Genomic DNA, 26,693 nt, shown 5'->3' on the forward strand with positions numbered 1-26,693 from the left:
ACCCAGCACGAAATCGCCCGCTGACCGACGATCTTCACCCCAGACAGGCCCCGACGACCAGCACGAGCACCACATCACCCACCCACGCCACCCCCATGACCAGCACGTTCAGGATGAACACAACCCACTGGAAGCCGACGGGGTGGGCCTCGGCGTAGTTCGACCCCTGGATGACGATGCAGTCGGAGTGCTGCTGGTCCTGCATGAAGGTCGTGGCGCCGCCGCGTCCGAAGGACGAGCCGAGTCCGGCGACGGTGGAGCTGTGGCAGACACGCGCCTGGTTCTCCACCTGTACGACGCCCAGGCCGGTCAGCAACTTCTTGATCAGGTAGTTCTCCTCGTTGTCGAGGGTGGCGCCGCCCAGGCTCGCGATGCCCATGGTGCGGGCGGTCCGCACGCCGTCGCGCTCCCACTCCCAGGTGTGGCGGCGCGCCGAACCGGTCGTCAGCTGCAACGTCGCCGACCCCTTCGGGCAGAGCCGGCCCCGGCTGACCGGCGACGCGGGATCACCTTCGATCTGCACGACCTTGTCGTCCTTGACGTACACCTGCTGACCGCAGCCGACGGCACAGTACGGGCAGACGGACTGCGTCACCCGGTCCGCGGTGTCGGTACGCGGCCGCAGCTGCCGCGTGCTGCGCGACGTGGCCGCGCTCCCCCGGCCCAGCCGGTCCTCCCCGGTCAGCTGCCGGTAGACGGGCCACGCGCGGAACCGGTCGGTGACTCCCATACGGACCTCCTCAGCGCACATCGGCCGGTCGTACGGCCGCCCGCACGCCCGCGTGGACGTGCACTGGGTACCTGACTGCGGGCGGACGAAACACGCCGCCGAAGCACCCGCTGTCTCCCTGGACGGCGTCGGCCGGACCCCGGCGTTTTCGGCTCGGCGGCGAGGGCACTCGACGGCGCATGCCGATGATGGAGATGAGTTGGCTGGACAGCGCTGCCTGTGCGGGTGAGGACCCGGAGCTGTTCTTCCCGATCAGCACGGCCGGTCGCTCCCTGGAGTCCACCCGGGCCGCCAAGCAGGTCTGCCGTGGCTGTCCGGTGACCGACGAGTGCCTGGAGTGGGCCATGTCGACGGGGCAGACGACCGGGATATGGGGCGGCATGTCGGAGACCGAACGGACCGCGCGCCTGCGGGCCAGAGCTCGGTGATCCCGACGGGCACGGACGCCCGGCCTCCGCGGATCGGGGCCCGGATTCAGGGACGACCGGTACCGCCGCTGCCGAGACCTCCGCCACTGTCGCCGCGCCAACGCCGCGGGGTCTGGTTCGCGCTGCGCCTGATCGACATGTTGCCGTGGCCCCTGAGCCGGTGCGGAGTGAGCCGAGCGCCGTGGTCGTCCACCGTCGGTACTTCGTCGGGTTCCCGTACCTCCTGGATCTCGTGTACGGGGCCCGACGCGGGGAGCTTCGGCTGCTCGGCAGGATCCGGCGGGCCGGGCTCGCGCTGCCGGATCCTGATGCCGAGCCACACGGCCCAGACCAATGCGAGGGCGATGACGAAACCGCAGGCGATGGGGGCGATCGCGGCGGAAAGGGCAGGGAAGGCGAGGGGAGTGTTCATCAGGGCCGGGTACCCAGGAAGCGCGGTCCGGCACAGCCTCTCTCCAGACGTCTCATCGGCCACTCGCATCCTGCCGCCACCCGCTGTACGTCGGCCGTCCCCATCGGCCGGCCCCGTTCAGCCGGACGGTTCGTCGGGCGCGGGCTGGTCCGTTCGGAAGCCACCGGCGAGGGGGCGGCCCCGCCGGCCCGCACCGGCCTCATCGGGATCGGGCACGGAATCGTCGGGCTCCGGCTCCTCCTCTTCGGGGTTCGGCTGCCGCTGCCACCGCACTTCCAGGGGGTCCTCTTCGCGTGCTCCCGCCTGCTGGTCGGGAAGGTCGCGCGGCACGACGGGCGGGTGCTTGCCGGGGGTCTCGGGACGCACCTCGGGGTCGGGTTGCCGGTCTGTCATGTACTGCCCTTTCGGAGGTCGAGCGACCCCGTGGTCCGTGGGCCCGCTCGCGTTCGTGCGTCTGTTCTCGCTCAGGCCTGGGCGAGCCTTTCGCGGATGGCCGTCACGAAGTCGTCCAGGTCCTTCGGTGTGCGGGAGGTGATCAGCGGAAAGCCGCCCTCCGCGTCCACGACGACGGGTTCGTCGACTCACGCCTTGGCGCCGGCGTTGGTGATGTCGGTGCGCAGGGACGGGTACGAGGTGAGGGTCCTGCCCCGCAGCACGTCGGCCTCGACCAGCGCCCACGGACCGTGGCAGATGGCGGCGACGGGACGGCCGCTCGCGGCGAACGCCTTCACCGTGTCGATGGCGGCAGCCTCCAGGCGCAGGTGGTCGGCGTTGAGCGTGCCGCCTGGGATGAGCAGGAGGTCGTGCGGGGCGGCTCCCAAGGCCGCGTGGGACACGTCGGGGTCCACGCTCTCGCCGGGTTCCTTGTCCCCTTGCAGCGTCTGGACCCGGTCCGTGCTGACCGCGGCGACGGTGACGTCAACGCCGTCCTTGCGCAATTCCCGCAGCGGGACGAGCAGTTCGTCCTGTTCGACGCCGTAGTTGGTGACCAGGGCCAGGACGCTGCGGCCGTCGAGTCGTCGGTCGTTCATGAGATGCACCTTTCTGCACCTTTCTCAGCTGATCCGTGCCGGTCCGCGCAGGGTCACCGGGAGCTCGGTCACGGCTCGCGCCGCTCCCGGGCCTGCGGCTTCCCCTGCGCCGCCCTCTTCAGCCTGCGCGTTCCCGGCGAGGGCCACCACGCGATCGGTTGCGCGTGACCCGTGTACCCAGGGGCCGCGATCCAAGTCACGCAGCCCTCCGCACGGCCGCCGAGGCCGGGACCAGGCAGCACAGTGGCCGGCCAGGGCGCTGGAGCAGGAGGCGAGCGACCGGCATCGAACCCGCATCGGCGCGTTGGAGCCCGAACCGACCGCGCCGCACCATCGCATTGACGAGCCGCGTCACTGGTCCAAGCGTCTTTCCGCCGCTTCCGCGCAGCCCGATGTCACCTCCGCCCTGAGCACCGGATCTCCCCGGGCCGAAGGGGCCGTCATCCTCACGTCGCAAGGACGACAATTCTTCCGACGGCGCGTCCGTCCGCAACGCGTTGCACGGCCTCCGGCGCTCGCGAGAAGGGCAGTTGATCGCTGACCAGTGGCGTGACCACGCCCTCGCTCACCCATCGCGTCAGCTCCTTGTGACAGCGGTCGACGGACTCGGGTTCGTGTGTGTGGTACTGCTGCCGGTACATGCCGTGGATCGAGTGGTTCTCCACCAAGGCATGGCCGAGTGCCGGTTTCGGGATGTCTCCGCCGGCGAAGCCGATGAGCCAGGCGATGGCGATCACGTCAGCGCCCACGCGACCGGAACGCCCCACGGCGACCTCGCCGAAGCACGCGCCCTGTCCAGCCAGTTCCCGGCTCCGCCCCCGGTCAGCGCGGTCACCGCGGTCACCGCGGTCACCGCGGTCAAGGGAACCCTCGGCCATTCCATCGGAGCGGCCGGGGCGATCGATCTGGACGTGGTCACCGGCGCCCCTCGCCCGCTCCCGCTGCGCACCACGCTGGTCAACGCCTCGGGCTTCGGCGGACAGAACGCCGTGCTCGCCCTCAGCGCGGCATGACCGGATGCACCACGAGCAAGGGCGACGCCACCCCGGGGCACCCGACGCCCTCGGCCCCCGTGACGTTCTCCCGCGCAAGGTCGATACTTCCAGCACGTCCCTTGCTGCCCCCAGGAGTCACCCGTGAAAATGCTGATCAACGTCGCCGAGACCGTCGTCACCGACGCACTGCGCGGCATGGCCGCCGCCCACCCCGAGTTGACCGTCGACGTCGACAACCGGGTGATCCTCCGCCGGGACGCGCCGGTTGCCGGGAAGGTGGCGCTGGTCTCGGGCGGCGGGTCCGGGCACGAGCCGCTGCACGGCGGGTTCGTGGGGCCGGGGATGCTGTCGGCGGCCTGCCCGGGCGAGGTGTTCACCTCGCCGGTGCCCGATCAGATGGTGCGGGCGGCGGCCGCCGTGGACAGCGGCGCGGGCGTGCTGTTCATCGTGAAGAACTACACCGGTGACGTGCTCAACTTCGACATGGCGGCCGAACTCGCCGAGGACGAGGGCATCCAGGTGGCCCGGGTCCTGGTGAACGACGACGTCGCCGTGACGGACAGTCTGTACACGGCCGGGCGGCGCGGCACCGGGGCCACGTTGTTCGTGGAGAAGATCGCGGGAGCGGCGGCCGAGGAGGGGCAGCCGCTGGAGCGGGTCGAGGCGATAGCCCGGCAGGTCAATGGGAGCGCGCGGAGTTTCGGTGTGGCGCTGGGCGCGTGCACGACCCCGGCGAAGGGGTCACCGACGTTCGAACTGCCGCCCGGCGAGCTGGAGTTGGGCGTCGGCATCCACGGGGAACCGGGGCGCGAGCGGCGTTCCATGATGACATCCGGGGAGATCGCCGACTTCGCCGTGAACGCCGTGCTCGAGGACCTCCACCCGACGAACCCGGTGCTCGCGCTCGTCAACGGCATGGGCGCGACGCCCCTGTTGGAGCTGTACGGGTTCAACGCCGAGGTGCAGCGGGTGCTCGGCGAGCGCGGGGTGGCCGTCGCCCGCACCCTCGTCGGCAACTACGTCACGTCCCTCGACATGGCGGGCGCCTCCGTCACCCTGTGCCAGGTCGACGAGGAGCTGCTGCGCCTGTGGGACGCGCCGGTCAGCACGGCCGGGCTGCGCTGGGGCATGTGACACCACATCCCCGCTCACCTCCCCCCTCAACTCACCCACCACGCAAGGAGATCATGTGCTCGACGCCGACTTCTTCCGGCGCTGGATGACGGCGACCGCGGCGGCCGTGGACCGCGAGGCCGCCCGGCTCACCGAACTCGACTCGCCGATCGGCGACGCGGACCACGGCAGCAATCTGCAGCGCGGTTTCACCGCGGTGCGGGCCACTCTCGACAAGGACGCGCCCGATACGCCGGGGGCCGTACTCGCCCTCGCCGGGCGGCAGTTGATCTCGACGGTGGGCGGCGCGTCGGGCCCGCTGTACGGGACGCTGCTGCGCCGCACCGGCAAGGCGCTCGGTGACGCGGCCGAGGTGAGCGAGGCCGCGTTCACGCAGGCGCTGCGGGTCGGCGTGGACGCGGTCGGGGCGCTCGGCGGGGCCGCGCCCGGGGACAAGACGATGCTGGACGCGCTGGTGCCGGCCGTGGACGCGCTGGACGGCGGTGACTTCGCGGCGGCGCGCAGCGCGGCCGAGCACGGCGCCGAGGCGACGACGCCGCTGCAGGCCCGCAAGGGACGCGCGAGTTATCTGGGCGAGCGCAGCATCGGGCACCAGGATCCCGGTGCGACGTCGTCGGCGCTGCTGATCGGCGCGCTCGCGGAGGCCGCGGGGGACGTCGCGTGACCGCCCCGGACAAGGCGGTCGGCGTCGTGCTCGTCTCGCACAGCCGGGACGTCGCGGAGGCGGTCGCCCGGCTCGCGGCCGGGCTCGCCGGCGGCGGGGCCACGGCGCCGGTGGCCGCGGCGGGCGGCACCGAGGACGGCAGGCTCGGTACGAGCGCGGAGCGGATCTCGGCGGCGGCCGCCGAGGTCGACCGCGGCTCGGGCGTCGCGGTCCTGGTGGACCTCGGCAGCGCGGTGCTCACGGTGAAGGCGCTGCTCGCGGAGGACCTGGAGGACGGTGGACTGCCGGACGGCACGCGCCTGGTGGACGCCCCGTTCCTGGAGGGTGCCGTCGCCGCTGTCGTGTCCGCCTCGGCGGGCGCGGACCTGGACGCGGTGGTGGCCGCGGCCGAGGAGGCGTACACGTACCGCAAGCAGTGAGCACCGCCGTCGCGGTCGGTCAGTGGGCGCGCAGGAACTTCCGTGCTGCCGCCTGACCGGCCGTGACGGCCGCGCGGTGGTTCTCGATGGGGCGGGCCCGCGTGCCGGGGAAGAGGATGTACGTCACCTCGCTGCCCGCGCCGCCGCGCACGGGATGCGGATCGATGCCGAGCGCGCGGGCGGCGGCGTACGAGGCTTCGCCGATCAGGTCGCTCGGGCCCGTGTCGCCGACGACGGCGTACAGGACCTTGCCGCGGTAGACGACGGCGGCGACGGTCCCGCCGTGGATGCCGGAGCGGGCCGGGTTCCAGATGCGGCTCGCACCGGGCACGACGACGTACGGCAGCCGTTCGGCGCTCAACTGCCGCCCGTCGGACTGCTGGTAGGCCGTCGTGTTCAGGAACAGCGGGTCGGTGCGGCGGTTGCAGCGGCGGCCCGCGCGGCCGTCGCAGTCGACGTCGAGGTCGGCCTTCCAGTGCACGGTGCCGCCCTTGGCGCACACGGGGATGTCCGCGCGGGCGCCGTCGTCGCTGCGGTAGCGGCCGTGCGAGATCTGGCGACAGCCGCGCACGGCGGCGAGCAGCGCATCGGCCCGGACCTCGCCTTCCTGAACGGCAGGTACAGCGGGTACGGCGGGTACGGCGTCGGGGTCCTGAGGGTCGGTCACGGGAACGGCGGCCGCGGTGGGCAGGGCGGCGGGGACGAGCAGGGCGGCGCCGCAGACGGCGGCGAGCGTCAGGGAGCGAGGGTGCACGGGGAATTGCCTTCGGTAGACGACGCGGGGAACGCAGGGGACATAAAGCCCCAATCTGACCCGGGCTCAGGCCCGCGTCCACCGGTCGGGGTCCGGACGGGCCCCGCACGCCCTCTTGATGAGGACCCGTCACTCGTGCCATACAGGTCCCGGACCTCCTAGAGGTCTGTACCAATTCAGCCGGTTCCGAGCGGAAGGCACGCCCGTGCGACGCGTCCCCCCACGCACGCTGCTCCCCCGCGCCGCCTGCGCGGCCGCGCTCCTCGCGGCCCTCACCGGCTGCGGGCTCTTCTCCGACGACGGCGACAAGGCGGCGGGTCCCTCGCTGTCCGAGCCGGTCGGCGTCACGGCCCAGGCCGGCAGCGCCACGTCCGTGCACGTCATGTGGAACCGGCCCGTGAGCACCACCGACGTCACCGGGTACGAGGTGTACCGCGGCTCGGTACGCGTCAAGGAACTCCCCGCCGACCAGCACATGGTGGACGTCACCGGCCTGCGCGCCCGGTCCCGTTACGTGTTCACGGTGCGGGCCCGCGGCAAGGACGGCTCCCTCGGACCCGAGAGCCGGAAGGTCACCGTCACCACCCCGGCCGCCGTCGCCGCGGACCGCTCCGCACCGAGCCGTCCGTCCGGGCTGCGCGGCACGGTGGGCGGCGCGCGGGCCGTGTCGCTGTCGTGGCAGGCGGCATCGGACGACAAGGGCGTCGTCTCGTACGAGATCTATCAGGGCACCACGAAGATCCACAGTGTCGCCGGTACGCAGACCAGGGCACTGCTGACCGGGCTGCGGCCGGGGACCGCGTACCGGTTCAGCGTGCGGGCGAAGGACGCCGCCGACAACGTCTCGCCGTCGAGCGCGGTCGTGGCGCTGACGACCGCGCAGGGCAAGGACGAGGGTCCCGGCACCGCCCCTGCCGACTTCCGCGCGACGACGCGGGCCGCCGACGGGGCGTACTACATCGATCTGGCGTGGACCCCGCCGGACACCGGGGGCGAGGTCCCGGCGTACCAGGTGTACCTGGACGGGCGGCAGGCGACGACCGTGATGTGGGGCGAGAGCGCGCCGCAGGACGGGGCGGAGTACAGCTTCTTCATCGGCAAGGAGGCGGGCGAGCGGCACCGGGTGAAGATCCGGGCGCAGCTGCCGGACGGCACGTGGGGCGCCTTCTCGGTGGAGCGCACGGTGACCAGCGGCGGCTGAGCGGCCCGGTCCCCGGTGGGCCGGACGATGGAACGCGTCACCTGCCCGGCTGCGGTCCGCATGCGCACGTCGGCGTACGCACGTTGAGTGAGCGTCAGGCAGCACGGGCTTCGCCGACTCGGGCGGGCCACGGAACGCACCGCCTCCCGTGCCGCCGGAAGGCAGACACCATGCGTACCTCTTCGCGGCTCACCCGCTCCGCCCTCACCGTCGCGGCCGTGGCCGCGGTGCCGCTGACGCTCGCCGGTCCCGCGTTCGCCGCGGGGATCACGGTCACGGCCAACGATTCCACGGTCACGGCCATGACCACGGCCTGCCAGAGCGGCGGCAACGCCTCGCTCCTGTCGCCGGGGCAGGCCAACTTCGCGCAGGGCAGACAGATCACGCTCAACTCGGGCACCGCGTCCTGGTCGGGCCTCAGCTCGGGCACGTACCAGGTCGTCATCGTGTGCGCCGACGGGACGACGGTCGGTCCCGCCTCCGTGAACGTCACGGCGACGGCGACCCCCACCGTCGCGGCGACGTCCAGCCCGGGCGCCGTGCGCGGCGGGCTCGGCGGCACCGTGGAGGACTTCGGCCCGCTCACGCTCACCGCGGGCGGCCTGATGGTCGCCGCCGCCACGGTCGGCGGCGCCTGGTACCTCAAGCGGCGCGGGACCGGTCAGCGCACCTGACCGCTCCCCCGCGCCGACGACGGCCGCCGCTCACGCCGACCGCGTGGGCGGCGGCCCTCTTGTGGGCACCGCGCACCTCGGCCTACCGTCCCCCGAGCCGTGTGATCGTCCGGATACGTCCTTGGGGGCAGCGTGAGTTCAGGTCCGGTGGGTGTCGCCGTCGTCGGGGCGGGCGTGATCAGCGCGCAGTATCTGCGGACGCTCGCGGAGTTCGCGGACGTACGGGTCCTGGCCGTCGCCGATCTCGACGTGGCCCGCGCCGAGGCCGCGGCCCGGGCCCATGGCGTGCCCCTCGCCGGGGACCTGGACACGGTGCTCGCGGTGCCCGAGGTCGAACTGGTGGTGAACCTGACGGTGCCCGCGGCGCACGTCGAGGTGGCGCGGGCGGCCCTGCGCGCAGGCAAGCACGTGTACGGGGAGAAGCCGATCGCGCTGCTGCCGGACGAGGCGGAGAAGCTCCTCGAGGAGGCGTCCGGGCGAGGGCTGCTCGTGGGCAGCGCGCCCGACACGTTCCTCGGGGCGGGCCTGCAGTCCGCGCTGCGGGCCGTGGCCGCCGGGCACATCGGGGCACCGGTCGCGGCGTCCACCGCGGTCCGCAGCCTCGGGCCCGAGGGCTGGCACCCGGACCCGGCGTTCTTCTACCAGCCGGGCGCGGGGCCGCTGTTCGACCTCGGCCCGTACTACCTGACCTCGCTGGTGGCGCTGTTCGGCGGGGTGGAACGGGTCGCGGCGTCGGCGCGGACGGCCCGTGCGGAGCGGGTGTCGGGGGCGGGCCCCGCTGCGGGGCTGTCGTTCCCCGTGGCCGTGCCCACGCACGTGTCGGCGCTGCTCGACTTCGTGTCGGGGCCGACGGCGACGTCCGTGTTCAGTTGGGACTCGGCGGATCCGCGGATCGCCTTCGAGGTCGTCGGCACGGAGGGCACGCTGGCCGTGCCCGACCCGAACACGTTCGGGGGGCCGCTGCGGGTGCGGGCCAACGGGGCGTCCGAGTGGGCCGAGCTGCCGGTGCGGGGGCGGGTCGACGGGCGTGGGTTGGGGGTTGTCGATCTGGCTCGGGCCATCCGTACGGGGTCGGCTCCGCGGGCTTCGGGAGGTCTGGCCCTCCATGTGTTGCGGGTCATGACGGCGGTGACGGATTCCGGGGTTCGGGGGGAGTTCACGCCGTTGCCTGGTCTGGGTGTGCCGCCTGCGCCGCTTCCTGTTGACTGGGATCCGAGCGGTTCGACCCTGTAGGGGTGCGGGATGCGGGGCTCTGCCCCGGACCCCGCTCCTCAATCTCCCCCAGCCAACGCTGGGAGGTGCCCCCAGAGGGGCTTGATCTGGCGCTGGATTGAAGATCCGTCAGGGTTCGTTCCAGCCAGCTCACCCAGAACGTCTCCAGATCGATCCCGGCCCGCAGCACCGCGTACTGCAAGCGATCCTGCACCGTGTCCTTCCCCGGAGGGAAATCGCGCTCCTCGATCTCGCGGTACGTCGCCAACTGGTCCTGGTGGAGGGCGAGATGGCGGCGCAGTTCGTCGTCGATGCCGTCCGTGCCGACCACCGCGGCGGAGCGCAACCGCAGCAACAGCGGATCCCTGAGCGTCTTGGGGTCCTGCGGTGCGGCCGTCCAGCGGGCCAGTTCGGTGCGGCCCGCGGGCAGGACCTCGTAACTCTTCTTCTGGCCGCGTGCCGGTGCCGCCGAGGGCAGCTCGCGGATCAGCCCGTCGCGCTCCAGTCTGCCGAGCTCGCGATAGATCTGCTGGTGCGTGGCCGACCAGAAGTAGCCGATGGACTTGTCGAAGCGGCGGGTCAGCTCCAGGCCCGACGACGGCTTCTCCATCAGGGCCGTGAGGATCGCGTGCGGCAGTGACATGACGCCCAGACTAAGTGAGGGCGGTCACGTGGCCGGCGGGCCCGGCCGCGTGACCGCCCGGTCTGTGGCGGCGGACCCTAGAGGGCCGCCGCGACCTCGGTGCCCTGCTTGATGGCGCGCTTGGCGTCGAGTTCGGCGGCGACGTCGGCGCCGCCGATCAGGTGCGGCGTGCGCCCTGCGGCGACCAGGTCGTCGTAGAGCGAGCGCTGCGGTTCCTGGCCCGCGCACAGGACGACCGTGTCGACGGGGACGACGCTGCGCTCGCCGTCGACGGTGATGTGCAGGCCCGCGTCGTCGATCAGGTCGTACGTGGCGCCCGCGACCATCGTGACGCCGCGGTGGCGCAGTTCGGTGCGGTGGATCCAGCCGGTCGTCTTGCCGAGGCCCGCGCCGACCTTGGACGTCTTGCGCTGGATGAGGTGCACCTGGCGCGGCGGCGCGGGGCGCTCGGCCTTCTTGAGGCCGCCGCGGTCGGCGTAGTCCATGTCGACGCCCCAGAGCCGGAAGTACGTCGCCGGGTCCTGGCTCGCCTTCTCGCCGCCGTCGGTGAGGTACTCGGCGACGTCGAAGCCGATGCCGCCCGCGCCGATGACGGCGACGCGGTCGCCGACGGGCGCGCCGTCGCGCAGCACGTCGAGGTAGCCGACGACGCTGGGGTGGTCGACGCCGTCGATGGCGGGGGTGCGCGGGCTGACGCCGGTGGCGACGACGATCTCGTCGTAGCCGTCGAGCGCGTCCGCGTCCACGCGCGTGTTCAACTCGACCGTCACGCCGTGCAGTTCGAGCTGCGTACGGAAGTAGCGCAGCGTCTCGTCGAACTCCTCCTTGCCGGGCACCTTGCGGGCGACGTTGAGCTGGCCGCCGATCTCGGACGCGGCGTCGAGGAGCGTGACGTCGTGGCCGCGCTCGGCGGCGGAGACGGCGCACGCGAGACCGGCCGGGCCCGCGCCGACGACGGCGACGCGCTTCTTCAACCGGGTGGGCGCGAGGACGAGTTCGGTCTCGTGGCAGGCGCGCGGGTTGACCAGGCACGAGGTGATCTTGGCGCTGAAGGTGTGGTCGAGGCAGGCCTGGTTGCAGCCGATGCAGGTGTTGATGGTGTCGGAGCGGTCGGCCGCAGCCTTGTTCACGAAGTCCGGGTCGGCGAGCATCGGCCGCGCGAGGGACACCATGTCGGCGGCGCCGTCGGCGAGCAACTCCTCGGCGATCTCCGGGGTGTTGATGCGGTTGGTGGTGACGAGGGGGATCTTCACCTCGCCCATGACCTTCTTCGTGACCCAGGTGTACGCGCCGCGCGGCACGGACGTCGCGATGGTCGGGATGCGGGCCTCGTGCCAGCCGATGCCGGTGTTGATGATGGTCGCGCCGGCCGCCTCGATCTCCTTGGCGAGGTGCACGACCTCGTCGAGGGTGGAGCCGCCGGGGACCAGGTCCAGCATGGAGAGCCGGTAGATGAGGATGAAGTCGGTGCCGACCCGCTCACGGACCCGGCGCACGATCTCGACGGGGAAGCGGATGCGGTTCTCGTAGGAGCCGCCCCAGCGGTCGGTGCGCCGGTTCGTGGGCGCGGCGATGAACTCGTTGAGGAGGTAGCCCTCGGAGCCCATGATCTCGACGCCGTCGTACCCGGCCGACTGGGCGAGTTCGGCGGTGCGCGCGAAGTCCTCGATGGTCTGCTCGACGTCGGCGTCGCTCAGCTCGTTCGGGACGAACGGGCTGATGGGGGCCTGGATCGGGCTCGGTGCGACGAGGTCCTCGTGATAGGCGTAGCGGCCGAAGTGGAGGATCTGCATCGCGATCTTCCCGCCCGCGGCGTGCACGGCTGCGGTGACCTCGCGGTGCTGCTCGGCCTCCGCCTCGGTGGTGAGCTTGGCGCCGCCGGCCCAGGGGCGCCCGGCCTCGTTCGGGGCGATGCCGCCGGTGACCATGAGGCCGACGCCGCCGCGGGCGCGGGTGGCGTAGAACTCGGCCATGCGCGCGAAGCCGTTCTCCGCCTCCTCCAGACCCACGTGCATCGAGCCCATCAGGACGCGGTTGGGCAGGGTCGTGAAGCCCAGGTCGAGCGGGGCGAGCAGGTGCGGGTAACGGCTCATGGGGCCCTCCGTGCGCGGCGAACGTCTCCACTTTTGTAGACGACACCAACCCCCTTTTGCAACAAGTTGCAAAAGAGAGCTGCGCCACGCAGGCAGGCCTTACCCAAGGGCTCCTACTGGTCGTCGGCGGCGATTTCCGCCGTCCACCCGTACGGCAGCTCCTCGCCGTCGACCGTCACCGCCTCGACCGTGCGCGTACGGGGGTCGATGTCGGCGGCGACGCCCTCGCCCTCGTAGCGGGGATAGCCGGACTCGCCGACGCGGCCCGTGGCCGTGACCGGCACGGCGCGCAGCGGGTTTCCGTGGTCGGTACGGCCGTCCGCGTCGGTGAGGCGGGGCTTGATCAGGACGGTGCAGCGCTCGGGCACTTCGGTCGCATCGCTCATGTTCCGCAGTCTCGTGCACCGCGGCCGGGCGCGCCCGCCGTGCCGCGTCCACCCGTCGCCTCGGTTGTAGAATGCAACGAGCGCAGGCGAGAAGCGCATCCGGAAAGGAACCGCACGTGGCACAGCCCGACCGTCCAGGCGACCGTGAGTCGGCCGTGGAGACCATCCAGCGCGAGCTGACCTCCTTCGCCCGCCGGGCCAGGGCGACCGCGGCCCGGATGCACCCCGAGCTGTCGCTCGTCTCGTTCACCCTGCTCAGCCATCTCGACGAGCAGGGCGGCTGTCGCGCCACCGACCTCGCCGCGCACTACGCGCTCGACAAGTCGACGGTCAGCCGCCAGGTCTCCGCCCTGGAGCGGGCGGGCCTGGTGATGCGGCGCGTCGACCCGGACGACCACCGGGTCCAGGTCCTGCTGCCCACCGAGGCGGGCGCGCAGATCCTGGCCCAGGTGACGGTGAGCCGCCGCCAGATGTTCGGCGAGCGCCTCGCGGACTGGTCGCGGGACGACCTGAGCCGCTTCGCCGAGTACCTGGTGCGCTACAACGAGGCCGCGGAGGACTGACGCCGCCCGGCGGCGTCGAGCGCCGGGATCATCGCCCCGGTCAGCGGCGCCGTCTCGGTGAAGCGGGCGGTCACCACGACCGGCGGGAACGGCACGGCGCGCTCCAGGATGCCGCGCAGCTGGGGCAGGATCCGGCCGGCCACGCGGGTCATGCCGCCGCCCGCGGCGACGACGTCCGGGTCGAGGGCGATCGCCAGGTTGGCGAGGTGCACGCCGAGGGCGTCGTCGAGGAGCGCTGCCAACTCCGGTTCGCGCTAGGCCCGTTCGAAGACCTCGGCGGTGCTGACGCGGCGGCCGAGCAGGGCGGAGCCGCGGTCGGCCAGGGCCCGCCCGGAGATGTGGCCCTCCAGCGGGGCCCGGCCGTCGCCCGCGCCGGGCAGGTCGGCGGTGCCCAGGAGTTGGGAGCCGATCCCGCCCGCGGCCCGGTGGGCGCCGCGCAGCACCCGGCCGCCGATCACGGTGGCGACGGAGAGCCCGGTGCCCGGGTTGAGGAAGATGCGGCACTCCGAGTCGGCCAGTGCGCCCCAGCGGGCCTCGGCGGAGGGCGAGGCGGCGCCGACCGCGCGCAGCGGGCCGTACCCGTCGGCCGTGGCCCTGGCGGTCAACTCCCGCCCGGCGTCGGCCAGTCGGGGGGGCGATCGCGCGGCAGCGGGTGTGCGCCCTGTCGCAGGGCTGAACGCCCTTTTCCTTGACGGGTGTTGGGGAACCCGCTGCGTGATTCGAGGCACCCGTCAAGGGAGTCGGGGCACCCGCACCTCGCGGAAGCGGGTCGTGCGGCGCAGCTCGAAGCCGAGGGACTCGTACAGGCGGATCGCGTTCGTGTTGCCCGCGCCGGTGTGCAGGAACGGGGTCTCGCCGCGCTCCTTGATCCCGGCCGCGACCGCGCGCACGAGGCGTCCCGCGAGACCCTGGCCGCGCTGATCGGGATCGGTGCACACGGCGCTGATCTCGGTCCAGCCCGTCGGGTGCAGCCGCTCCCCCGCCAGCGCGACGAGACGTCCTTCGCGCCGGATGCCGAGGTAGGTGCCGAGTTCGATGGTGCGGGCCAGGAACGGGCCCGGCCGGGTGCGGGCCACGAGGTCGAGCATCTGAGGGACGTCGGCCGTCGTGAGCCGGACCGCCTCGGGTTCGGGCACCGCGTCCACCGCGACGTCGACGAGCTGGACGCCGGGGATGTCGTGGACCGTCTGCCAGCCGTCGGGGACCTCGAGGCCGGTGCCCAGCACCGGAACGGTGCCGTCGGGACCGGCGAACGCGGCGAGGTCCGTCCAGTCCTGCTCCGTGGGGTCGTCCGGCAGCGCCAGCCAGGGCGTGACCTCGGGGTCGTAGCGCAGGACGCGGCCGCTCTTCTCGGCGAAGCGGGCGTGCGGGCCGGTCAGCGCGGAACGGGCGGGGTTGTCGAGGGGATGCGCCGGTGCCCTCGGGGCGGGCTCCGTGGCGTACGACTGCGTCATCCTCGCGGCCTTCCTTCGTCTGCGCCGGCCACGCCGATCATGGCCGCACCCTGAATCAAACCGCAGGTCAGGGCCGGGAATTCCCCGCTCCACAGGGTGTTCACGAGGTCGCAACGCGTTCATGTGCGCGCAATACGCCCGCACGAACGGCGCACTCGCACGCCCGGGGACCCGCCATTGCCGAGCGGTGATCGTTGTTGGCATGCTGGCGCGATGCCGTCCACGCCACTGAGTGATCACGTCGAGGCCCTGCTCGCCACCGAGGGGCCGCTGCCGATCGTCGCCGCGGGCGATCCCGTGCTGCGCCGCCCCGCGCAGCCGCTCGACGGGCAGCTCTCCGACACCTTGCTCGCCCGCCTGATCGAGGCGATGCGGGTCACGATGCACGCGGCGCCCGGCGTGGGCCTCGCGGCGCCGCAGATCGGGCTGCCGCTGCGGCTCGCGGTGATCGAGGACGCGGCGGGCGTGCCGGAGGAGGTGCGCGCGGTCCGCGGCCGCGTCCCGCAGCCGTTCCGCGTCCTGATCAATCCGTCGTACGACGGTGTGGGCGCCCGCCGGGTCGCCTTCTACGAGGGATGTCTGAGCGTGCCCGGTTACCAGGCGGTGGTCGCCCGGCACGAGCGGGTGCAGCTGCGCGCCCTCGACGAGCAGGGGCGCGCGGTGGACGAGGAGTTCACGGGCTGGCCCGCGCGGATCGTGCAGCACGAGACGGACCATCTGAACGGCACGCTGTACCTGGACCGGGCCGAGCTGCGCTCCCTGTCGTCCACGCAGGATCGGGCGTCCCTGGAGCGCTGGGCGCAGCCCACGCCCGAACTGGCCGCGAAGGAGCTGGGGTTCACGCTCCAGGGATCCGACTGACCGTCAGCCCAGGTCCGGCATCTCGCCCTTGGTGGAGGCGACGTCGATGACGGAGAACGCCGCGCCCTGCGGGTCGCCGATCGCCGCGAACCTGCCGAAGGGGCTGTCCATCGGCCCGAAGTGCAGCTTCCCGCCCAGGCGCTCGGCGGTGGCGATCGCCGCGTCGCAGTCCTCGACGACGAAGTACACATTGACGTACGAGGGCACGTGCTCGGGGAAGTCGTCCGTCATCTTCATGCGGCCGAGCACGGGCTGTCCGCCGAGCTGCCAGACGTTGAAGTCGACGTGCTCGTCCGCCATGGTCTTCACCTCGTACGGGAAGACGGACGTGAAGAACGCGTCGGTCTTCGCGGTGTCGCGCGAGTTGACCTCGGCCCAGCAGAACGCACCGGGCTCGTTGACCTTCTCGAAGCCCTGGTGCGTGCCGGGCTGCCAGACGCTGAAGAAGCAGCCGCTCGGGTCCTGGGCGGTGACCATCGTGCCGAAGTCGGCGACCTGCATCGGGTCCATCGCCAGCGTGCCGCCCGCACCCTTGACCTTCTCCGCGGTGGCGGCGATGTCGGACGAGGCGAGGTACAGGTTCCAGGAAGCGGGAACGCCCTCCGTGCCCGGCATCTGCGGGGAGAGGGCGGCGACGTGCTTGCCGTCGGCCGTCTTGGCCTGCGTGTAGTTGCCGAACTCTTCCGAGCCCGGGTCGTAGGACCAGCCGAACAGCTCGGCGTAGAAGGCCTTCGCGGCCTCCAGGTCCGGGAACATGGCGTCGGCCCAGATGGGCGCGCCCTCAGGCTGTGCGGACATGGCGCGGGACCCTTCCGTCGGTCCGCCGGGCGCGATGCGGCCGGGCGGCTACGGATCCACGCTAGGCGCGCCCGACGCGGTCCGCTACCGAGGGCGCGGGCTCCGGTTCGAGCGCGGGAGCGACGACCGTGAAGGCTGCGTCGAGCAGGGCCAACGGGTCCTGTGCGGCGTCGCTCGCGCTCCAGCGCTGCAGCACGACGTGGAAGGCGTTGAGCGCGGTGCCCGCCGCGAGGCGCGGGTACAGGTCGGTCTCGGCGTCCCGGCCGACGCGGGTCGCGAGTTCCTCGGCGAGGTCGTCGCGCCACTGCGCCTGGCGCTCCAGGAAGCGGGCGTGCAGGGCGGGGGTGCGCAGGATCAACTGGACGACGCGCAGCGCCCGTTCGGAATCGGCCGCGCACGTCGTGACGGGCACCCGCACCGCGTGCAGGAGCGCCTCGGCCGGGCCCTCGCCGCCGGGCCGGTCCGCGAGGGCGGCGCGCATGTCCGCGCCCATGTCGGCCAGGAACTGGACGACGACGTCCTCCTTGGACGCGAAGTAGCGGAAGAAGGTCCGCTTGGACACTCCGGCGGCCGCGACGATCTCGTCGACGGTGACGGCCTCGAAGCCGCGCAGCGCCAGCAACTGCAGGGCCGCCTCGGTCAGTTCGTCGGCGACGAGCTGTCGCTTGCGCTCGGCCAGGCTCAGTTCGGATCGGCTGCTCACCCCCACAGCGTACACGTCATGCCTTCCATGGCACCACAGGCACTTCTTGACACCAAGTGCCATCAAAGTCAGGCTGTGACACATGAAACGAGTCGTGAAGCAGGAACAGCGGTGGAACACCGATCGGATTCCCGACCAGTCGCAGCGCGTGGCCGTCGTCACCGGGGCGGGCAGCGGACTCGGGCTCGCGACGGCCCGGGCCCTCGCCCACCGGGGAGCACGCGTCGTCCTCGCCGTGCGCGACCCGGACAAGGGCCGCGCGGCCGCCGCGTCGATCACCGCGGGCCGCCGCGACGCCCGGCTCGACGTGCGCCGCCTGGACGTCTCGGACCTCGACTCGGTGCGCGCCTTCGCCGACGGGCTGCGCGCGGAGCACCCGCGGATCGACGTCCTCGTCAACAACGCCGGGGTGATGGCGCCGCCGCGCACGCTCACCGCCCAGGGGCACGAGCTGCAGTTCGCGACGAACCACCTCGGGCACTTCGCGCTCACCGGGCTGCTGCTCGACGCGCTCGCGCAGGCGCCGGATCCGCGGGTGGTGACGGTGAGTTCGCTGGAACACCGCAAGGCGCGGCTCGACTTCGACGACCTGACCGGTGAACGCGGCTACGCGCCGATGGAGTTCTACCGGCGCTCGAAGCTGGCGAACGCGGTGTTCGGCCTCGAGCTGCACCGGCGCCTCACCGCCGCGGGCGCTCCCGTACGCAGCCTGCTGGCGCACCCCGGATACAGCGCGACGGGCCTGCAGACGAACGGGACGGTCGCCGTGCCGCGCCTGCTCTTCGGCTACCTGTTCAGGTCACTGGCCCAGTCCGCCGATGCCGGGGCGCTGCCGCAGCTGTACGCGGCGACCCAACCCGGCCTGGACGGCGGGGAGTTCATCGGTCCCGACGGCAGGGGCGAGATGCGCGGTGCGCCGACGCGGGTGGAGCCGGCGCCGGGAGCCGTGGACGCGGAGGCGGGCCGGCGCCTGTGGGAGGTGTCGCAGGAGCTGACCCGGGGGGCCTTCCCCGAGCTGGGCACGCTCACGGGCCGGTGACCTTCACCGGCCGGCCCGCCGGGGTCGTGCCCCGGCGGGCCCGCGCCCACTGCCGCAGCCGCTCGGCGGGGTGCGGCAGGACCACGAACGCCTCGGCCTGCAGGCACGCCCAGCTGATGCGCGGCAGGTCACGGGCGGTCGGATAGACGACGAAGCGCGGCTGCCACACGGGCCGGAACTTGGCGTTGAAGCGATACAGCGACTCGATCTGGAACCAGCGCGACAGGAACACGAGCAGCGCCCGCCACACCCGCAGGACCGGTCCGGCGCCGAGGCGCTCGCCGCGCGCCAACGCGGCCCGGAACACGGCGAAGTTGAGGGAGACGCGGGCGATCCCCAGACCGGGTGCGGCGCGCAGGGCGGCCACGATGAGCAGTTCGTTCAGGCCCGGTTCGGCGGTGCGGTCGCGGCGCATCAGGTCCAGGGAGAGCCCGTCGTCGCCCCACGGCACGAAGTGCAGCAGCGCACGGACCCGCGTGGAACCGTCGGCGCCCTCCTGGTGGGCGGTGACGACCACGCAGGCGCCGTCGTCCGGGTCGCCGAACCGGCCGAGCGCCATGGAGAACCCGCGCTCGGTGGCGCTCCCCCGCCAGGCCGCCGCTGCCTCCCTCAGCTGCTTCTTCTCGTCGTCGGACAGCTCGCCCACGCGCTGCACCCGGCAGGTATAGCCGCTGCGTTCGATACGGTGGACCATCTGGCGCACGTTGCGCATGGTGCGCCCCGCGAGGCTGAAGGTGCCGCAGTCGACGATCGCCTCGTCGCCCAACTCCAGTGCTTTCAGGCCCCCTTCACGGATCCACACCTGCCCGCCGAGTTCACTGCAGCCCATGACGGCCGGTGTCCAGGCGTGCCGCGCGCACTGGTCGAGGAACTCCTTGATGGCGCCCGGCCAGGCCTCGGGGTCGCCGATCGGGTCGCCGCCCGCGAGGGCGACCCCGCTGACGACGCGGTAGGCGATGGCGGCCTTGCCGGTCGGGGAGAACAGGACGGCCTTGTCGCCGCGCAGCGCGAAGTAGCCGAGCGAGTCGCGCCGCCCCTCCCGGTCGATCAGCGACCGCAGCCGCGCCTCGCCGCCCGCCGGTGCCAGGCGCACGGGCCGCAGGGCCAGGTACGCGGTCGTCGACGCGGTGACCATGCCGAGCACGAACAGCGACAGGTGGACGAGGTCGGCGACGCGGTCACTGTCGTACGTCAACGGGCCCTGCATGCCGACCAGTCCGTACGCCACCTGCTGCAGCCGGTCGAAGAAGGAGATGCCGCGTCCGGCCTCGTGGTCGGCGCGCACGCCCACGACGAGCAGGCCGAGCCCGACGCTGGCGACGCCGAGCACCACCAGGTTGCCGAGCGCGCGCAGCCTGCCGCGCGGGTCGCTCAGGGCGTGGAACTCGCCGCGCAGCACGACGAGTCCGGCGCACAGCAGGGCGGAGACCGCGGCCGCCACGAACGCGTGGTGGCGCAGTCCCTGCACGAGCGCGCTCACGGCGAGCAGCCCGACGGCCGCCTCCCAGGCGCGCCGTTTGCCGCGCCGCAGCCCGCGCGCGAGCAGGACGAGCAGCAGACCCGCGGCGAGCGCGGCGGCGCGCGCCACGTTGTCGGCGAGCCCCGGAACGTACGGCGCCAGCAGTTCCACACGGCTCTCGTGGACGTGCGGGAGGACGGTCGAGGCGATGTCCAGGAGTCCGATGAGCAGGCAGATGTGGCCGGCCACGGCGGCGGGTCGAGGTGTCACGGCGGTGAGCGTAGGGGGGCGGTCGGCGGGTGGAGTAAGAGCAGGTGAGGAGAAGGGTAAGAACGCACGCGGCGGCAAACCCGCCTCCCTGCCACGCCCTCTTGGCGGGTGGAAGCTGCCCTGCGGGGCGGTGGGTTGTCGCCGGTGGGAGCCAGGGAGAGAGGGAGCGCAGATGGGCCTGACGAGTCGGTCGCTCGAGTACACGACGGTGCTGGCCGCGCTGGTGTGCGTGGGTCTGACGGTGTGGGTGTGGCCGCGGCTGGCCCGGCGAGGGCCGGTGGCCGTGCTCGGCAGGCTGGGCGCGATCGGCGTGACCCAGCTGGCGATCCTGACGGCGTGCGCGGTCGCGGTCAACGCGGACTTCGAGTTCTACGGGACCTGGGACGAGTTGCTCGGCAACGTCTCCACGGCGCCCGCGCGGATCGCGAACCTCGGGGGCACGGGCGTGTACGCCACGCAGGGCGGACTCGTGGAGCCCGCGGGGCCGCAGGGCCTCGACCGGGTCAAGGGGCTGCCGGTGGGGCCGCCCGCGAAGGCCGGCCGGGTGGAGTCGGTGCGCATCATCGGGCGGCGCACGCGGGCCATCGACCCGGCGTTCGTGTATCTGCCGCCGCAGTACTTCCAGCCGCAGTTCCGCCGTCAGCGGTTCCCCGTGATCGTGGCGATCAGCGGCTATCCGGGCGGCATCATGAACCTCGCGCAGTTCCTCCATGTCCCGCAGACCGCCGACCAGTTGGAGCGCACGGGCCGACTCCAGCCGACCGTGGTCGTCATGGTGCGGCCGACGATCGCGCCGCCGCGCGACACCGAGTGCGTGGACGTGCCCGGCGGGCCGAAGGCGGAGACGTTCTTCAGCAAGGACCTGCCGGAGGCGATCAGGTCGGCGTACCGGGTGGGGCACGATCCGAGCGCATGGGGTGCGCTCGGCTATTCGTCGGGCGGCACCTGCGCGCTCCAACTCGCCCTGCGCGACCCGAAGGTGTACACGTCGGCGGCCTCTCTGTCGGGCGACTACCGGATCCAGGACGACCTCACCACCGGCAGCCTGTTCGGCAGCGGACCGGCCGCGAAGCGGCGCGAGGAGGGCCACGACCTGGTGTGGCGCCTGAAGCACCTGCCGGTGCCGCAGGTGTCGGTCCTCGCGGCGAGCAGCCGCGAGGGCGAGCGGGACTACGGGCCGACGGTGCGGTTCCTCAAGGCCGTTCGGGCGCCGATGACGTCGGCGCGGATCATCCTGCCGCGCGGCAGCCACCACTTCACGACGTGGCTGCGGGAGATCGGTCCCGCGATGGAATGGATGGGCAGGCAGCTGACGTTCCCCCAGGACACGACACCGGCCCCGAAGCCGAAGCGCACCGCGCAGGCGTCATCGCCCGGGGTACGGCCCGTCGTCAGGGGCCGCCGCTAGGGCGTGTGTCGAAAGTGGCGTCGTCCGCCCGGAGGGCGGGCCGGGCAGGCGTCTCGGGGGTAGCTCCCGCCCGAGCCGTGCGAAGCCGGTTCGAGGGTGGGGGCTCGTGCCGGGCGTCGCGAGGCAGACGCCACTTTCGATACAGGCCCTAGCCGCGACGGGTGGCGACGACGAGTCTGCACCGCGGGGTGCCGTCGGGCCGTTCGCCCAGCTCCGGCAGCGCGTGGAGCGCGACGTCGAATCCCGCGGCGTCCAACTCCCTTCGCACGTCGGCGAGTTTGAACGGCCGGTAGTACATGACGAACGGCGGCCGCCACACCGCGTTGCGTACGCGCATGACGGAGTCGAAGCCGAGCATCGCCCAGTAGCCGCGCGATCCGGGGCGCGCGGGCGCGGGCAGCGGGAACGCGAACTGCCCGCCCGGGCGCAGCACTTGGCGCACCTGACCGAAGAGCGCCGGGTACTCGCCGGGCACGAAGTGGCCGAACGCGCCGAAGCTCACCACCAGGTCGAAGACCGGCCCGAAGGGCAGCGCGAGGGCGTCGGCGCGCACGTACGACGCCGCCGGGTCGCCGCCCCGCGCGACCTCCAGCATGCCCGCGCTGAAGTCGACGCCCACGACGCGGCCCGCGCACACCTCGCGCAGCACGCCGAGCCCCGCGCCGGTTCCGCAGCACAGGTCGAGCCCGTCCTCGTACGGGCCGAGCCCGCGCAGCGCCCGCGCGACCGGGTCGAGGACGAGATCGGGGGTGCGGAACGGGGTGTGGTCGAATTTCGGGGCGAGCAGGTCGTAGCCCCGCTCGACCGACGACATCGCCTGAACGGCCAGCTCGCGGAGGGTGGGCCCCTGGGGTGTGAACATGGCGGATCAGCATAGGACGGCCGCCCGCCGAAGTCCGCTCTTGCCACGCACCGGGGGCCGGGTGCTACCTTCTACGTGGCACGTGTGTACGCCCCTTCTGAGGCGCCGGTGCCGATCCACTCTCTTCAGCGCCTGAGCGCTCACCCTTCCCGGTCAGTGCCGCAGCGTGCGTCATCCCTGGTCAACAGGTTCTCGGCGGGTTCTCGCCCGCCCCTGCACTGCCAGGTTCCCTCCCGGCCGCGGGCCTCTTCGCCCGCCTTCCCCGGGGCGCGGTCCACCGCCCCCGACGCAGTCGCCGGAGCCATTCCCCCTTCCTTCCCTGCCCGCGTACGAACAGCGTCCGCGAAAGGACCGTGATCACCATGACCAGCTCCACCCTGGAGAAGCCTCCCGCTCCGGTCGAGGCTTCCGCACCCGCATCCGTATCCGTATCCGCACCTTCCAAGGCTCCCGTCCGAGCCGCCGGCGTCCTCGACATCGGCGCGAACGGGCAGGGCCACCTGCGTGCGGGCGATCTGCAGGCGACACCCCGTGACGTCCAGGTCCCCGCCGCTCTCATCCGCCAACTCGGCCTGCGCAAGGGCGACTTCGTCGACGGGCTGTGCGCGAAGGCGCACACCCTGACGCACGTCGAGACCGTCGGCGGCGCCCCTGCCGCCGCGGCCCGCACCCGCCCGCGCTTCGCCGACCTCACTCCCCTGCACCCCGCCGAGCGGCTGCGCCTGGAGAGCCCGGCGAGCGGGCTCGCGGGCCGGATCGTCGATCTGTTCACCCCGGTCGGCAAGGGTCAGCGCGGCCTCGTCGTCGCGCCGCCCAAGACCGGCAAGACCGTGCTCCTGCAGCAGCTCGCGGCGGCCGTCGCCACGAACCACCCCGAGACTCACCTCATGGTGGTGCTCCTCGACGAGCGCCCCGAGGAGGTCACCGACATGCGCCGGTCCGTGCGCGGCGAGGTGTACTCCTCGACGTTCGACCGTCCGGCCAAGGCGCACATCGCGCTCGCCGAACTCGCGGTGGAGCGCGCCAAGCGCCTTGTCGAGCAGGGCCGCGACGTGGTGATCCTGCTCGACTCGCTGACCCGGCTGTGCCGGGCCCACAACAACGCCGCCTCCTCGGGGGGCCGCACCCTGTCGGGCGGTGTCGACGCGGCCGCACTGCTCGGCCCCAAGCGCCTGTTCGGCGCGGCCCGCAACACGGAGGAGGCCGGATCCCTGACGATCCTCGCCACCGCCCTGGTCGACACCGGTTCGCGCGCCGACGACTACTTCTTCGAGGAGCTCAAGAGCACCGGCAACATGGAGCTGCGCCTGGACCGCACGCTGTCCGACCGCCGCGTCTACCCGGCCGTCGACCTCACCCCCTCCGGTACCCGCCGCGAGGAACTCCTGGTGTCCGCCCCCGAGTTGACCGCCGTACGCGGACTGCGCCGGGCCCTGCAGGGCCGCGACGGGCAGTCCTCGTACGAGGCCCTGCTCGACAAGCTGCGCCGCACCCCGGACAACGCCGCGTTCCTGCGCCAGGTCCACTCGACGGTGCCCACGGGCTGACCCGCCGCCGCGCCCGACCCCCGGATGCGTAATACTCAAGACATGACAGCGAGCATTACGCGCCCCGGGGGTGACCCGGCCGTCACCGTACGCCGGGCGACCGCGCGCGACGCCAGGCGTCTGACCCGGCTCGTGCGCGGCTCCCGCGCCTACGAGGGCCCGTACGCGGCGATGGTCGCCAGCTATCGCGTGGGCCCCGACTACATCGAGGCGCACCGGGTCTTCGTCGCGGCCGACGACGCCGACGACCGGGTCCTCGGCTTCTACTCCCTGCTCCTCGCGCCGCCGGAGCTGGACCTGATGTTCGTCGCGAACGACGCGCAGGGCCTCGGCATCGGGCGCCTGCTCGTCGCGCACATGCGGGGCGAGGCGCGCGCCGCGGGGCTCGCCGAGGTCCGCGTCGTCGCCCACCCGCCCGCCGAGGGCTTCTACCGCAGCGTGGGCGCGGTGCGCACCGGAACGGTGCCCGCGCGTCCGCCGGCCGTCGCCTGGGACCGGCCCGAACTCGTATTCCCCGTCCTCCCCGCGGTCTGAGGGGTTCCGCCCTCGCCCCGTACGGCGCACACTCGGGTCGTCGGAATGCGGGCAATGGGGCAAGGAGGCCACATTGGGCGGCAGCGAGGCGCGCGACGAAGCGTTCGACGTGATCGTGGAGATCCCGCAGGGCTCCCGGAACAAGTACGAGATGGATCACGAACTCGGCCGGATCCGCCTGGACCGGATGCTGTTCACCTCGACCCAGTACCCGGCGGACTACGGCTACATCGAGGGCACGCTCGGCGGCGACGGCGACCCGCTGGACGCGCTCGTGCTCACCGGTGACGCCACGTTCCCCGGCTGCACCATCGAGTGCCGGGCCATCGGCATGTTCGTGATGAGCGACGAGAAGGGCCCGGACGAGAAGATCCTCTGCGTCCCCGCCCACGACCCGCGCCACGCCTCCACCCAGGACATCGAGGACATCCCCGAGTTCGACCGCCTGGAGATCACGCACTTCTTCGAGGTCTACAAGGACCTGGAGCCCGGCAAGTCCGTGGACGGCTCCCACTGGGAGGGCCGGGACAAGGCGTACGAGGAGATCAGGCGGGCGCGCAAACGCCGGCTCAGCTGACCTTGCCGACCCGGTCGACGAGCTCGCCCACCACACCGTCGACCACCCGGTACCGCACGACCCGACCCGCCTTCTCCCCCGCGACGATCCCCGCGGCCCGCAACAGGCGCAGTGCCTGGGACACGGCAGCCCCGTTCATGCCGGAGGCCACCGCCAGGTCGGACACGGCCAGCGGTCCCACGCGCCGCAGCGCGAGGAGCAGGGCAAGCCGCCGGGGATCGGCCAGCAGGGAGAACCGCTCCGCCCACGCCCGCACCTCCTCGACGTCCCCGATCGCCGCGACGGCGTCGCAGACGCGGTGGCCGTCGATGGTGGGGTGGTCGGCGCGCTCGGCCGGTACGCGATGCATGGCCGGAATTCTCTCAAGCCCGCGGGCGCACCCCGGTGTGATCTTGCATACCTGCACAGGTGTGCAGCTATGCAGCCGAAGGCCGGCGACCCTAGGGTGGGCGGGCCGTGGTGTTCGGGAAGACCGGTGACGGCCCCTCAGGGGCCAAGTCCGGAGCGGCCCTCGCCACTGTGATCGGGTTCCGGACCCCCAGGTCCGGAGCGCACCGCACCAGCACGCCACTGGTGGCCGCAGGGCCGCTGGGAAGGCAGGAGCGGCGGCGCACGCCCGTAAGCCAGGAGACCGGCCACGGCATCTCACGAAGTGATCCACGAGGTGCTGGAGCGTGATCGACGCATGACCCTGCCCGCGAACTCCCCTGCGCGGACGACGAGTTCGACCCCTGCCTTCCGCTGGCGCCGCGAGGACACCGTGCGCACCGCGGGGCTCCTGGCGGTGATCCTCGCCCTGCACGTCGTCGCGTTCGGGGTGCTGTTCCTGCTGGTCGTCCCCGGGCACTACGAGGTCGGCAACAAGGCCTTCGGACTCGGCCTCGGCATCACCGCGTACACCCTGGGCATGCGGCACGCCTTCGACGCCGACCACATCGCGGCGATCGACAACACGACCCGCAAGCTCATGGCGGACGGCAAACGCCCGGTGTCGGTGGGCTTCTGGTTCGCGCTCGGCCACTCCAGCGTGGTCGTCGCCATGGCGGCACTCGTCGCGGGCGGCGCCGCCCTCGCCGGCACACTGATGAACGACGATTCGCGCACCCACCAGGTGCTGGGCGTCGTCGGCACGACGGTCTCCGGCTCGTTCCTGTACCTCATCGCCGCGCTCAACCTCGTGGCACTGATGGGCATCCTGAAGGTGTTCAGGGCGATGCGCGCGGGCTCGTACGACGAGACCGAGCTCGAACACCACCTGGATTCCCGGGGGTTCATGAACCGCGTCCTCGGCCGCTTCACCAAGTCGATCACCCGGCCCGGGCAGATGTACCCGCTCGGTTTCCTCTTCGGCCTCGGCTTCGACACCGCGACCGAGGTGACGCTGATGGTGATGGCGGGCTCCGGCGCCGCGGCGGGGCTGCCGTGGTACGCGATCGTGTGCCTGCCGCTGCTGTTCGCCGCGGGCATGAGCCTGTTCGACACGCTCGACGGCACGTTCATGAACTTCGCGTACCAGTGGGCGTTCTCGAACCCGGTGCGCAAGGTGTTCTACAACCTCACCATCACCGGCCTGTCGATCGCGGTGGCCTTCTTCATCGGCACGATCGAACTCGTCGGCGTCCTGCACGAGAAGCTCGACCTGTCCGACACGGTGACGAGCTGGATCGCCGGACTGAACCTGGACAACGTCGGCTACGTGATCGTCGGCCTGTTCGTCGTCGTGTGGGGTGCGGCCATCGCCTACTGGCGCCTCGCCAAGGTCGAGCAGCGCTGGTCCGCTCGGCTTGCCGAGGGCGGCTGACCCGCCCGCCGGGGCCTTCGCATACGGTGCACGGCGACACC

At 72.5% G+C, this 26,693-nt stretch carries 30 protein-coding genes, 3 pseudogenes and 1 riboswitch; of the genes and pseudogenes, 16 read left to right on the forward strand and 17 right to left on the reverse strand.

Annotated features, from left to right (window positions below; all coding sequences use genetic code 11):
- Positions 1–118: 118 nt before the first annotated feature.
- A pseudogene (locus ACIBUY_RS36380) lies at positions 119–730 on the reverse strand (formate dehydrogenase); the annotation flags it as partial.
- Positions 731–909: 179 nt separating this feature from the next.
- On the opposite strand from ACIBUY_RS36380, the gene ACIBUY_RS36385 reads away from it, so the two are divergent.
- Complete coding sequence (locus ACIBUY_RS36385; protein WP_399154919.1) at positions 910–1,158, forward strand: WhiB family transcriptional regulator; 249 nt, start codon at positions 910–912, stop codon at positions 1,156–1,158.
- Positions 1,159–1,204: 46 nt separating this feature from the next.
- Here the strand turns inward: ACIBUY_RS36385 and ACIBUY_RS36390 are convergent, their stop codons facing one another.
- From ACIBUY_RS36390 to ACIBUY_RS36405, 4 genes and pseudogenes are all read right to left on the reverse strand, one after another.
- On the reverse strand, positions 1,205–1,570 hold the full coding sequence (locus ACIBUY_RS36390) for a DUF6479 family protein (RefSeq protein ID WP_399154920.1): 366 nt from the start codon (positions 1,568–1,570) through the stop codon (positions 1,205–1,207).
- A gap of 117 nt (positions 1,571–1,687) precedes the next feature.
- Complete coding sequence (locus tag ACIBUY_RS36395) at positions 1,688–1,963, reverse strand: hypothetical protein (RefSeq protein WP_365572118.1); 276 nt, start codon at positions 1,961–1,963, stop codon at positions 1,688–1,690.
- 71 nt (positions 1,964–2,034) lie between these two features.
- Positions 2,035–2,601, reverse strand: a pseudogene (locus ACIBUY_RS36400) (DJ-1/PfpI/YhbO family deglycase/protease).
- Between the two features lie 446 nt (positions 2,602–3,047).
- Positions 3,048–3,170 carry a zinc-binding dehydrogenase gene (locus ACIBUY_RS36405; RefSeq protein WP_399154921.1) on the reverse strand — a complete coding sequence of 41 codons (123 nt, stop codon included), beginning with the start codon at positions 3,168–3,170 and terminating at the stop codon, positions 3,048–3,050.
- Here ACIBUY_RS36405 and ACIBUY_RS36410 point away from each other — a divergent pair.
- From ACIBUY_RS36410 to dhaM, 4 genes are all read left to right on the forward strand, one after another.
- Positions 3,132–3,614 carry a hypothetical protein gene (locus tag ACIBUY_RS36410; protein ID WP_399154922.1) on the forward strand — a complete coding sequence of 161 codons (483 nt, stop codon included), beginning with the start codon at positions 3,132–3,134 and terminating at the stop codon, positions 3,612–3,614. The two genes, ACIBUY_RS36405 and ACIBUY_RS36410, sit on opposite strands and share 39 nt — an antisense overlap.
- Before the next feature lie 123 nt (positions 3,615–3,737).
- A complete protein-coding gene (dhaK, locus tag ACIBUY_RS36415; protein WP_365572124.1) occupies positions 3,738–4,730 on the forward strand; it encodes a dihydroxyacetone kinase subunit DhaK in 993 nt (330 codons plus the stop codon).
- Positions 4,731–4,785: 55 nt separating this feature from the next.
- Positions 4,786–5,394: a dihydroxyacetone kinase subunit DhaL gene (gene dhaL, locus ACIBUY_RS36420; RefSeq protein ID WP_399154923.1), complete on the forward strand. Its 609-nt coding sequence runs from the start codon at positions 4,786–4,788 to the stop codon at positions 5,392–5,394.
- Entirely contained in the window at positions 5,391–5,813 is a 423-nt protein-coding gene (gene dhaM, locus ACIBUY_RS36425) for a dihydroxyacetone kinase phosphoryl donor subunit DhaM (protein WP_399154924.1), read from the forward strand. Before dhaL ends, dhaM begins: the two co-directional genes overlap by 4 nt.
- Before the next feature lie 19 nt (positions 5,814–5,832).
- Here dhaM and ACIBUY_RS36430 read toward each other — a convergent pair whose 3' ends face one another.
- Positions 5,833–6,567, reverse strand: coding sequence for a glycoside hydrolase family 75 protein (locus tag ACIBUY_RS36430; RefSeq protein ID WP_399154925.1), 735 nt, complete (start codon positions 6,565–6,567; stop codon positions 5,833–5,835).
- 205 nt (positions 6,568–6,772) lie between these two features.
- Between ACIBUY_RS36430 and ACIBUY_RS36435 the strand changes: the two genes are divergently transcribed.
- The 3 genes from ACIBUY_RS36435 to ACIBUY_RS36445 all read left to right on the forward strand — a co-directional run bounded on the left by ACIBUY_RS36435 (position 6,773) and on the right by ACIBUY_RS36445 (position 9,675).
- Positions 6,773–7,768 carry a fibronectin type III domain-containing protein gene (locus tag ACIBUY_RS36435; protein ID WP_399154926.1) on the forward strand — a complete coding sequence of 332 codons (996 nt, stop codon included), beginning with the start codon at positions 6,773–6,775 and terminating at the stop codon, positions 7,766–7,768.
- Between the two features lie 170 nt (positions 7,769–7,938).
- Positions 7,939–8,442 carry a hypothetical protein gene (locus ACIBUY_RS36440; protein ID WP_399154927.1) on the forward strand — a complete coding sequence of 168 codons (504 nt, stop codon included), beginning with the start codon at positions 7,939–7,941 and terminating at the stop codon, positions 8,440–8,442.
- 132 nt (positions 8,443–8,574) lie between these two features.
- On the forward strand, positions 8,575–9,675 hold the full coding sequence (locus ACIBUY_RS36445; protein WP_399154928.1) for a Gfo/Idh/MocA family protein: 1,101 nt from the start codon (positions 8,575–8,577) through the stop codon (positions 9,673–9,675).
- Positions 9,676–9,775: 100 nt separating this feature from the next.
- Here ACIBUY_RS36445 and ACIBUY_RS36450 read toward each other — a convergent pair.
- The 3 genes and pseudogenes from ACIBUY_RS36450 to ACIBUY_RS36460 all read right to left on the reverse strand — a co-directional run.
- A pseudogene (locus ACIBUY_RS36450) lies at positions 9,776–10,297 on the reverse strand (PadR family transcriptional regulator); the annotation flags it as partial.
- A 77-nt stretch (positions 10,298–10,374) separates the two neighbouring features.
- Positions 10,375–12,390, reverse strand: coding sequence for an FAD-dependent oxidoreductase (locus ACIBUY_RS36455; RefSeq protein ID WP_399154929.1), 2,016 nt, complete (start codon positions 12,388–12,390; stop codon positions 10,375–10,377).
- Between the two features lie 113 nt (positions 12,391–12,503).
- Entirely contained in the window at positions 12,504–12,776 is a 273-nt protein-coding gene (locus tag ACIBUY_RS36460) for a hypothetical protein (RefSeq protein ID WP_365572147.1), read from the reverse strand.
- Between the two features lie 116 nt (positions 12,777–12,892).
- Between ACIBUY_RS36460 and ACIBUY_RS36465 the strand changes: the two genes are divergently transcribed.
- Positions 12,893–13,339, forward strand: a complete 447-nt coding sequence (locus tag ACIBUY_RS36465; RefSeq protein ID WP_365572150.1) for a MarR family winged helix-turn-helix transcriptional regulator — start codon at positions 12,893–12,895, stop codon at positions 13,337–13,339.
- On the opposite strand, the gene ACIBUY_RS36470 is transcribed toward ACIBUY_RS36465, so the two are convergent.
- The 3 genes from ACIBUY_RS36470 to ACIBUY_RS36480 all read right to left on the reverse strand — a co-directional run bounded on the left by ACIBUY_RS36470 (position 13,315) and on the right by ACIBUY_RS36480 (position 14,793).
- The gene (locus tag ACIBUY_RS36470; RefSeq protein WP_399154930.1) at positions 13,315–13,581 is read right to left on the reverse strand and encodes a hypothetical protein; all 267 of its coding nucleotides are present in this window, start codon (positions 13,579–13,581) and stop codon (positions 13,315–13,317) included. The genes ACIBUY_RS36465 and ACIBUY_RS36470 overlap by 25 nt on opposite strands.
- A 12-nt stretch (positions 13,582–13,593) precedes the next feature.
- Positions 13,594–13,944: an ROK family protein gene (locus ACIBUY_RS36475; RefSeq protein WP_399154931.1), complete on the reverse strand. Its 351-nt coding sequence runs from the start codon at positions 13,942–13,944 to the stop codon at positions 13,594–13,596.
- A 126-nt stretch (positions 13,945–14,070) separates the two neighbouring features.
- Complete coding sequence (locus ACIBUY_RS36480; RefSeq protein ID WP_399154932.1) at positions 14,071–14,793, reverse strand: GNAT family N-acetyltransferase; 723 nt, start codon at positions 14,791–14,793, stop codon at positions 14,071–14,073.
- 213 nt (positions 14,794–15,006) lie between these two features.
- Here ACIBUY_RS36480 and def point away from each other — a divergent pair, with 213 nt between their 5' ends.
- The gene (def, locus tag ACIBUY_RS36485) at positions 15,007–15,654 is read left to right on the forward strand and encodes a peptide deformylase (protein WP_399154933.1); all 648 of its coding nucleotides are present in this window, start codon (positions 15,007–15,009) and stop codon (positions 15,652–15,654) included.
- Positions 15,655–15,657: 3 nt separating this feature from the next.
- Here def and ACIBUY_RS36490 read toward each other — a convergent pair whose 3' ends face one another.
- On the reverse strand, positions 15,658–16,452 hold the full coding sequence (locus tag ACIBUY_RS36490; protein ID WP_365572165.1) for a VOC family protein: 795 nt from the start codon (positions 16,450–16,452) through the stop codon (positions 15,658–15,660).
- A gap of 61 nt (positions 16,453–16,513) precedes the next feature.
- Positions 16,514–17,155, reverse strand: coding sequence for a TetR family transcriptional regulator (locus ACIBUY_RS36495; RefSeq protein ID WP_365572167.1), 642 nt, complete (start codon positions 17,153–17,155; stop codon positions 16,514–16,516).
- A gap of 82 nt (positions 17,156–17,237) precedes the next feature.
- On the opposite strand from ACIBUY_RS36495, the gene ACIBUY_RS36500 reads away from it, so the two are divergent.
- On the forward strand, positions 17,238–18,194 hold the full coding sequence (locus ACIBUY_RS36500) for an oxidoreductase (RefSeq protein WP_365572170.1): 957 nt from the start codon (positions 17,238–17,240) through the stop codon (positions 18,192–18,194).
- Here ACIBUY_RS36500 and ACIBUY_RS36505 read toward each other — a convergent pair.
- Positions 18,181–19,923 (reverse strand): phosphatidylglycerol lysyltransferase domain-containing protein, encoded by a 1,743-nt coding sequence (locus tag ACIBUY_RS36505; protein ID WP_365572173.1) that lies wholly within the window; start codon positions 19,921–19,923, stop codon positions 18,181–18,183. The two genes, ACIBUY_RS36500 and ACIBUY_RS36505, sit on opposite strands and share 14 nt — an antisense overlap.
- Positions 19,924–20,095: 172 nt before the next feature.
- Between ACIBUY_RS36505 and ACIBUY_RS36510 the strand changes: the two genes are divergently transcribed.
- Positions 20,096–21,331, forward strand: a complete 1,236-nt coding sequence (locus ACIBUY_RS36510; protein ID WP_399154934.1) for an alpha/beta hydrolase — start codon at positions 20,096–20,098, stop codon at positions 21,329–21,331.
- 148 nt (positions 21,332–21,479) lie between these two features.
- Here the strand turns inward: ACIBUY_RS36510 and ACIBUY_RS36515 are convergent, their stop codons facing one another.
- Positions 21,480–22,193: a class I SAM-dependent methyltransferase gene (locus ACIBUY_RS36515; RefSeq protein WP_399154935.1), complete on the reverse strand. Its 714-nt coding sequence runs from the start codon at positions 22,191–22,193 to the stop codon at positions 21,480–21,482.
- Between the two features lie 362 nt (positions 22,194–22,555).
- Between ACIBUY_RS36515 and rho the strand changes: the two genes are divergently transcribed.
- The 3 genes from rho to ACIBUY_RS36530 all read left to right on the forward strand — a co-directional run bounded on the left by rho (position 22,556) and on the right by ACIBUY_RS36530 (position 24,851).
- Positions 22,556–23,740 (forward strand): transcription termination factor Rho, encoded by a 1,185-nt coding sequence (gene rho, locus ACIBUY_RS36520; protein ID WP_399154936.1) that lies wholly within the window; start codon positions 22,556–22,558, stop codon positions 23,738–23,740.
- A 42-nt stretch (positions 23,741–23,782) separates the two neighbouring features.
- Positions 23,783–24,274 carry a GNAT family N-acetyltransferase gene (locus tag ACIBUY_RS36525; protein ID WP_399154937.1) on the forward strand — a complete coding sequence of 164 codons (492 nt, stop codon included), beginning with the start codon at positions 23,783–23,785 and terminating at the stop codon, positions 24,272–24,274.
- Between the two features lie 73 nt (positions 24,275–24,347).
- Positions 24,348–24,851: an inorganic diphosphatase gene (locus ACIBUY_RS36530; RefSeq protein ID WP_399154938.1), complete on the forward strand. Its 504-nt coding sequence runs from the start codon at positions 24,348–24,350 to the stop codon at positions 24,849–24,851.
- Here ACIBUY_RS36530 and ACIBUY_RS36535 read toward each other — a convergent pair.
- On the reverse strand, positions 24,844–25,200 hold the full coding sequence (locus ACIBUY_RS36535; protein WP_399154939.1) for a metalloregulator ArsR/SmtB family transcription factor: 357 nt from the start codon (positions 25,198–25,200) through the stop codon (positions 24,844–24,846). The genes ACIBUY_RS36530 and ACIBUY_RS36535 overlap by 8 nt on opposite strands.
- Before the next feature lie 91 nt (positions 25,201–25,291).
- A riboswitch (cobalamin riboswitch) is annotated at positions 25,292–25,506 on the forward strand.
- Between the two features lie 30 nt (positions 25,507–25,536).
- Between ACIBUY_RS36535 and ACIBUY_RS36540 the strand changes: the two genes are divergently transcribed.
- Positions 25,537–26,652, forward strand: a complete 1,116-nt coding sequence (locus tag ACIBUY_RS36540; RefSeq protein WP_399154940.1) for a HoxN/HupN/NixA family nickel/cobalt transporter — start codon at positions 25,537–25,539, stop codon at positions 26,650–26,652.
- Positions 26,653–26,693: the final 41 nt, after the last annotated feature.

The sequence above is a fragment of the Streptomyces sp. NPDC050085 genome (assembly GCF_044460595.1).
Lineage (GTDB): Bacteria > Actinomycetota > Actinomycetes > Streptomycetales > Streptomycetaceae > Streptomyces.

Coding starts and splice junctions, on each gene's coding strand:
- ACIBUY_RS36385 (WP_399154919.1), top strand. CDS start 910: ATGCCGATGATGGAGATGAGTTGGCTGGACAGCGCTGCCTGTGCGGGT.
- ACIBUY_RS36390 (WP_399154920.1), bottom strand. CDS start 1,570: ATGAACACTCCCCTCGCCTTCCCTGCCCTTTCCGCCGCGATCGCCCCC.
- ACIBUY_RS36395 (WP_365572118.1), bottom strand. CDS start 1,963: ATGACAGACCGGCAACCCGACCCCGAGGTGCGTCCCGAGACCCCCGGC.
- ACIBUY_RS36440 (WP_399154927.1), top strand. CDS start 7,939: ATGCGTACCTCTTCGCGGCTCACCCGCTCCGCCCTCACCGTCGCGGCC.
- ACIBUY_RS36455 (WP_399154929.1), bottom strand. CDS start 12,390: ATGAGCCGTTACCCGCACCTGCTCGCCCCGCTCGACCTGGGCTTCACG.
- ACIBUY_RS36460 (WP_365572147.1), bottom strand. CDS start 12,776: ATGAGCGATGCGACCGAAGTGCCCGAGCGCTGCACCGTCCTGATCAAG.
- ACIBUY_RS36480 (WP_399154932.1), bottom strand. CDS start 14,793: ATGACGCAGTCGTACGCCACGGAGCCCGCCCCGAGGGCACCGGCGCAT.
- def (WP_399154933.1), top strand. CDS start 15,007: ATGCCGTCCACGCCACTGAGTGATCACGTCGAGGCCCTGCTCGCCACC.
- ACIBUY_RS36490 (WP_365572165.1), bottom strand. CDS start 16,452: ATGTCCGCACAGCCTGAGGGCGCGCCCATCTGGGCCGACGCCATGTTC.
- ACIBUY_RS36500 (WP_365572170.1), top strand. CDS start 17,238: ATGAAACGAGTCGTGAAGCAGGAACAGCGGTGGAACACCGATCGGATT.
- ACIBUY_RS36510 (WP_399154934.1), top strand. CDS start 20,096: ATGGGCCTGACGAGTCGGTCGCTCGAGTACACGACGGTGCTGGCCGCG.
- ACIBUY_RS36515 (WP_399154935.1), bottom strand. CDS start 22,193: ATGTTCACACCCCAGGGGCCCACCCTCCGCGAGCTGGCCGTTCAGGCG.
- rho (WP_399154936.1), top strand. CDS start 22,556: ATGACCAGCTCCACCCTGGAGAAGCCTCCCGCTCCGGTCGAGGCTTCC.
- ACIBUY_RS36525 (WP_399154937.1), top strand. CDS start 23,783: ATGACAGCGAGCATTACGCGCCCCGGGGGTGACCCGGCCGTCACCGTA.
- ACIBUY_RS36535 (WP_399154939.1), bottom strand. CDS start 25,200: ATGCATCGCGTACCGGCCGAGCGCGCCGACCACCCCACCATCGACGGC.
- ACIBUY_RS36540 (WP_399154940.1), top strand. CDS start 25,537: ATGACCCTGCCCGCGAACTCCCCTGCGCGGACGACGAGTTCGACCCCT.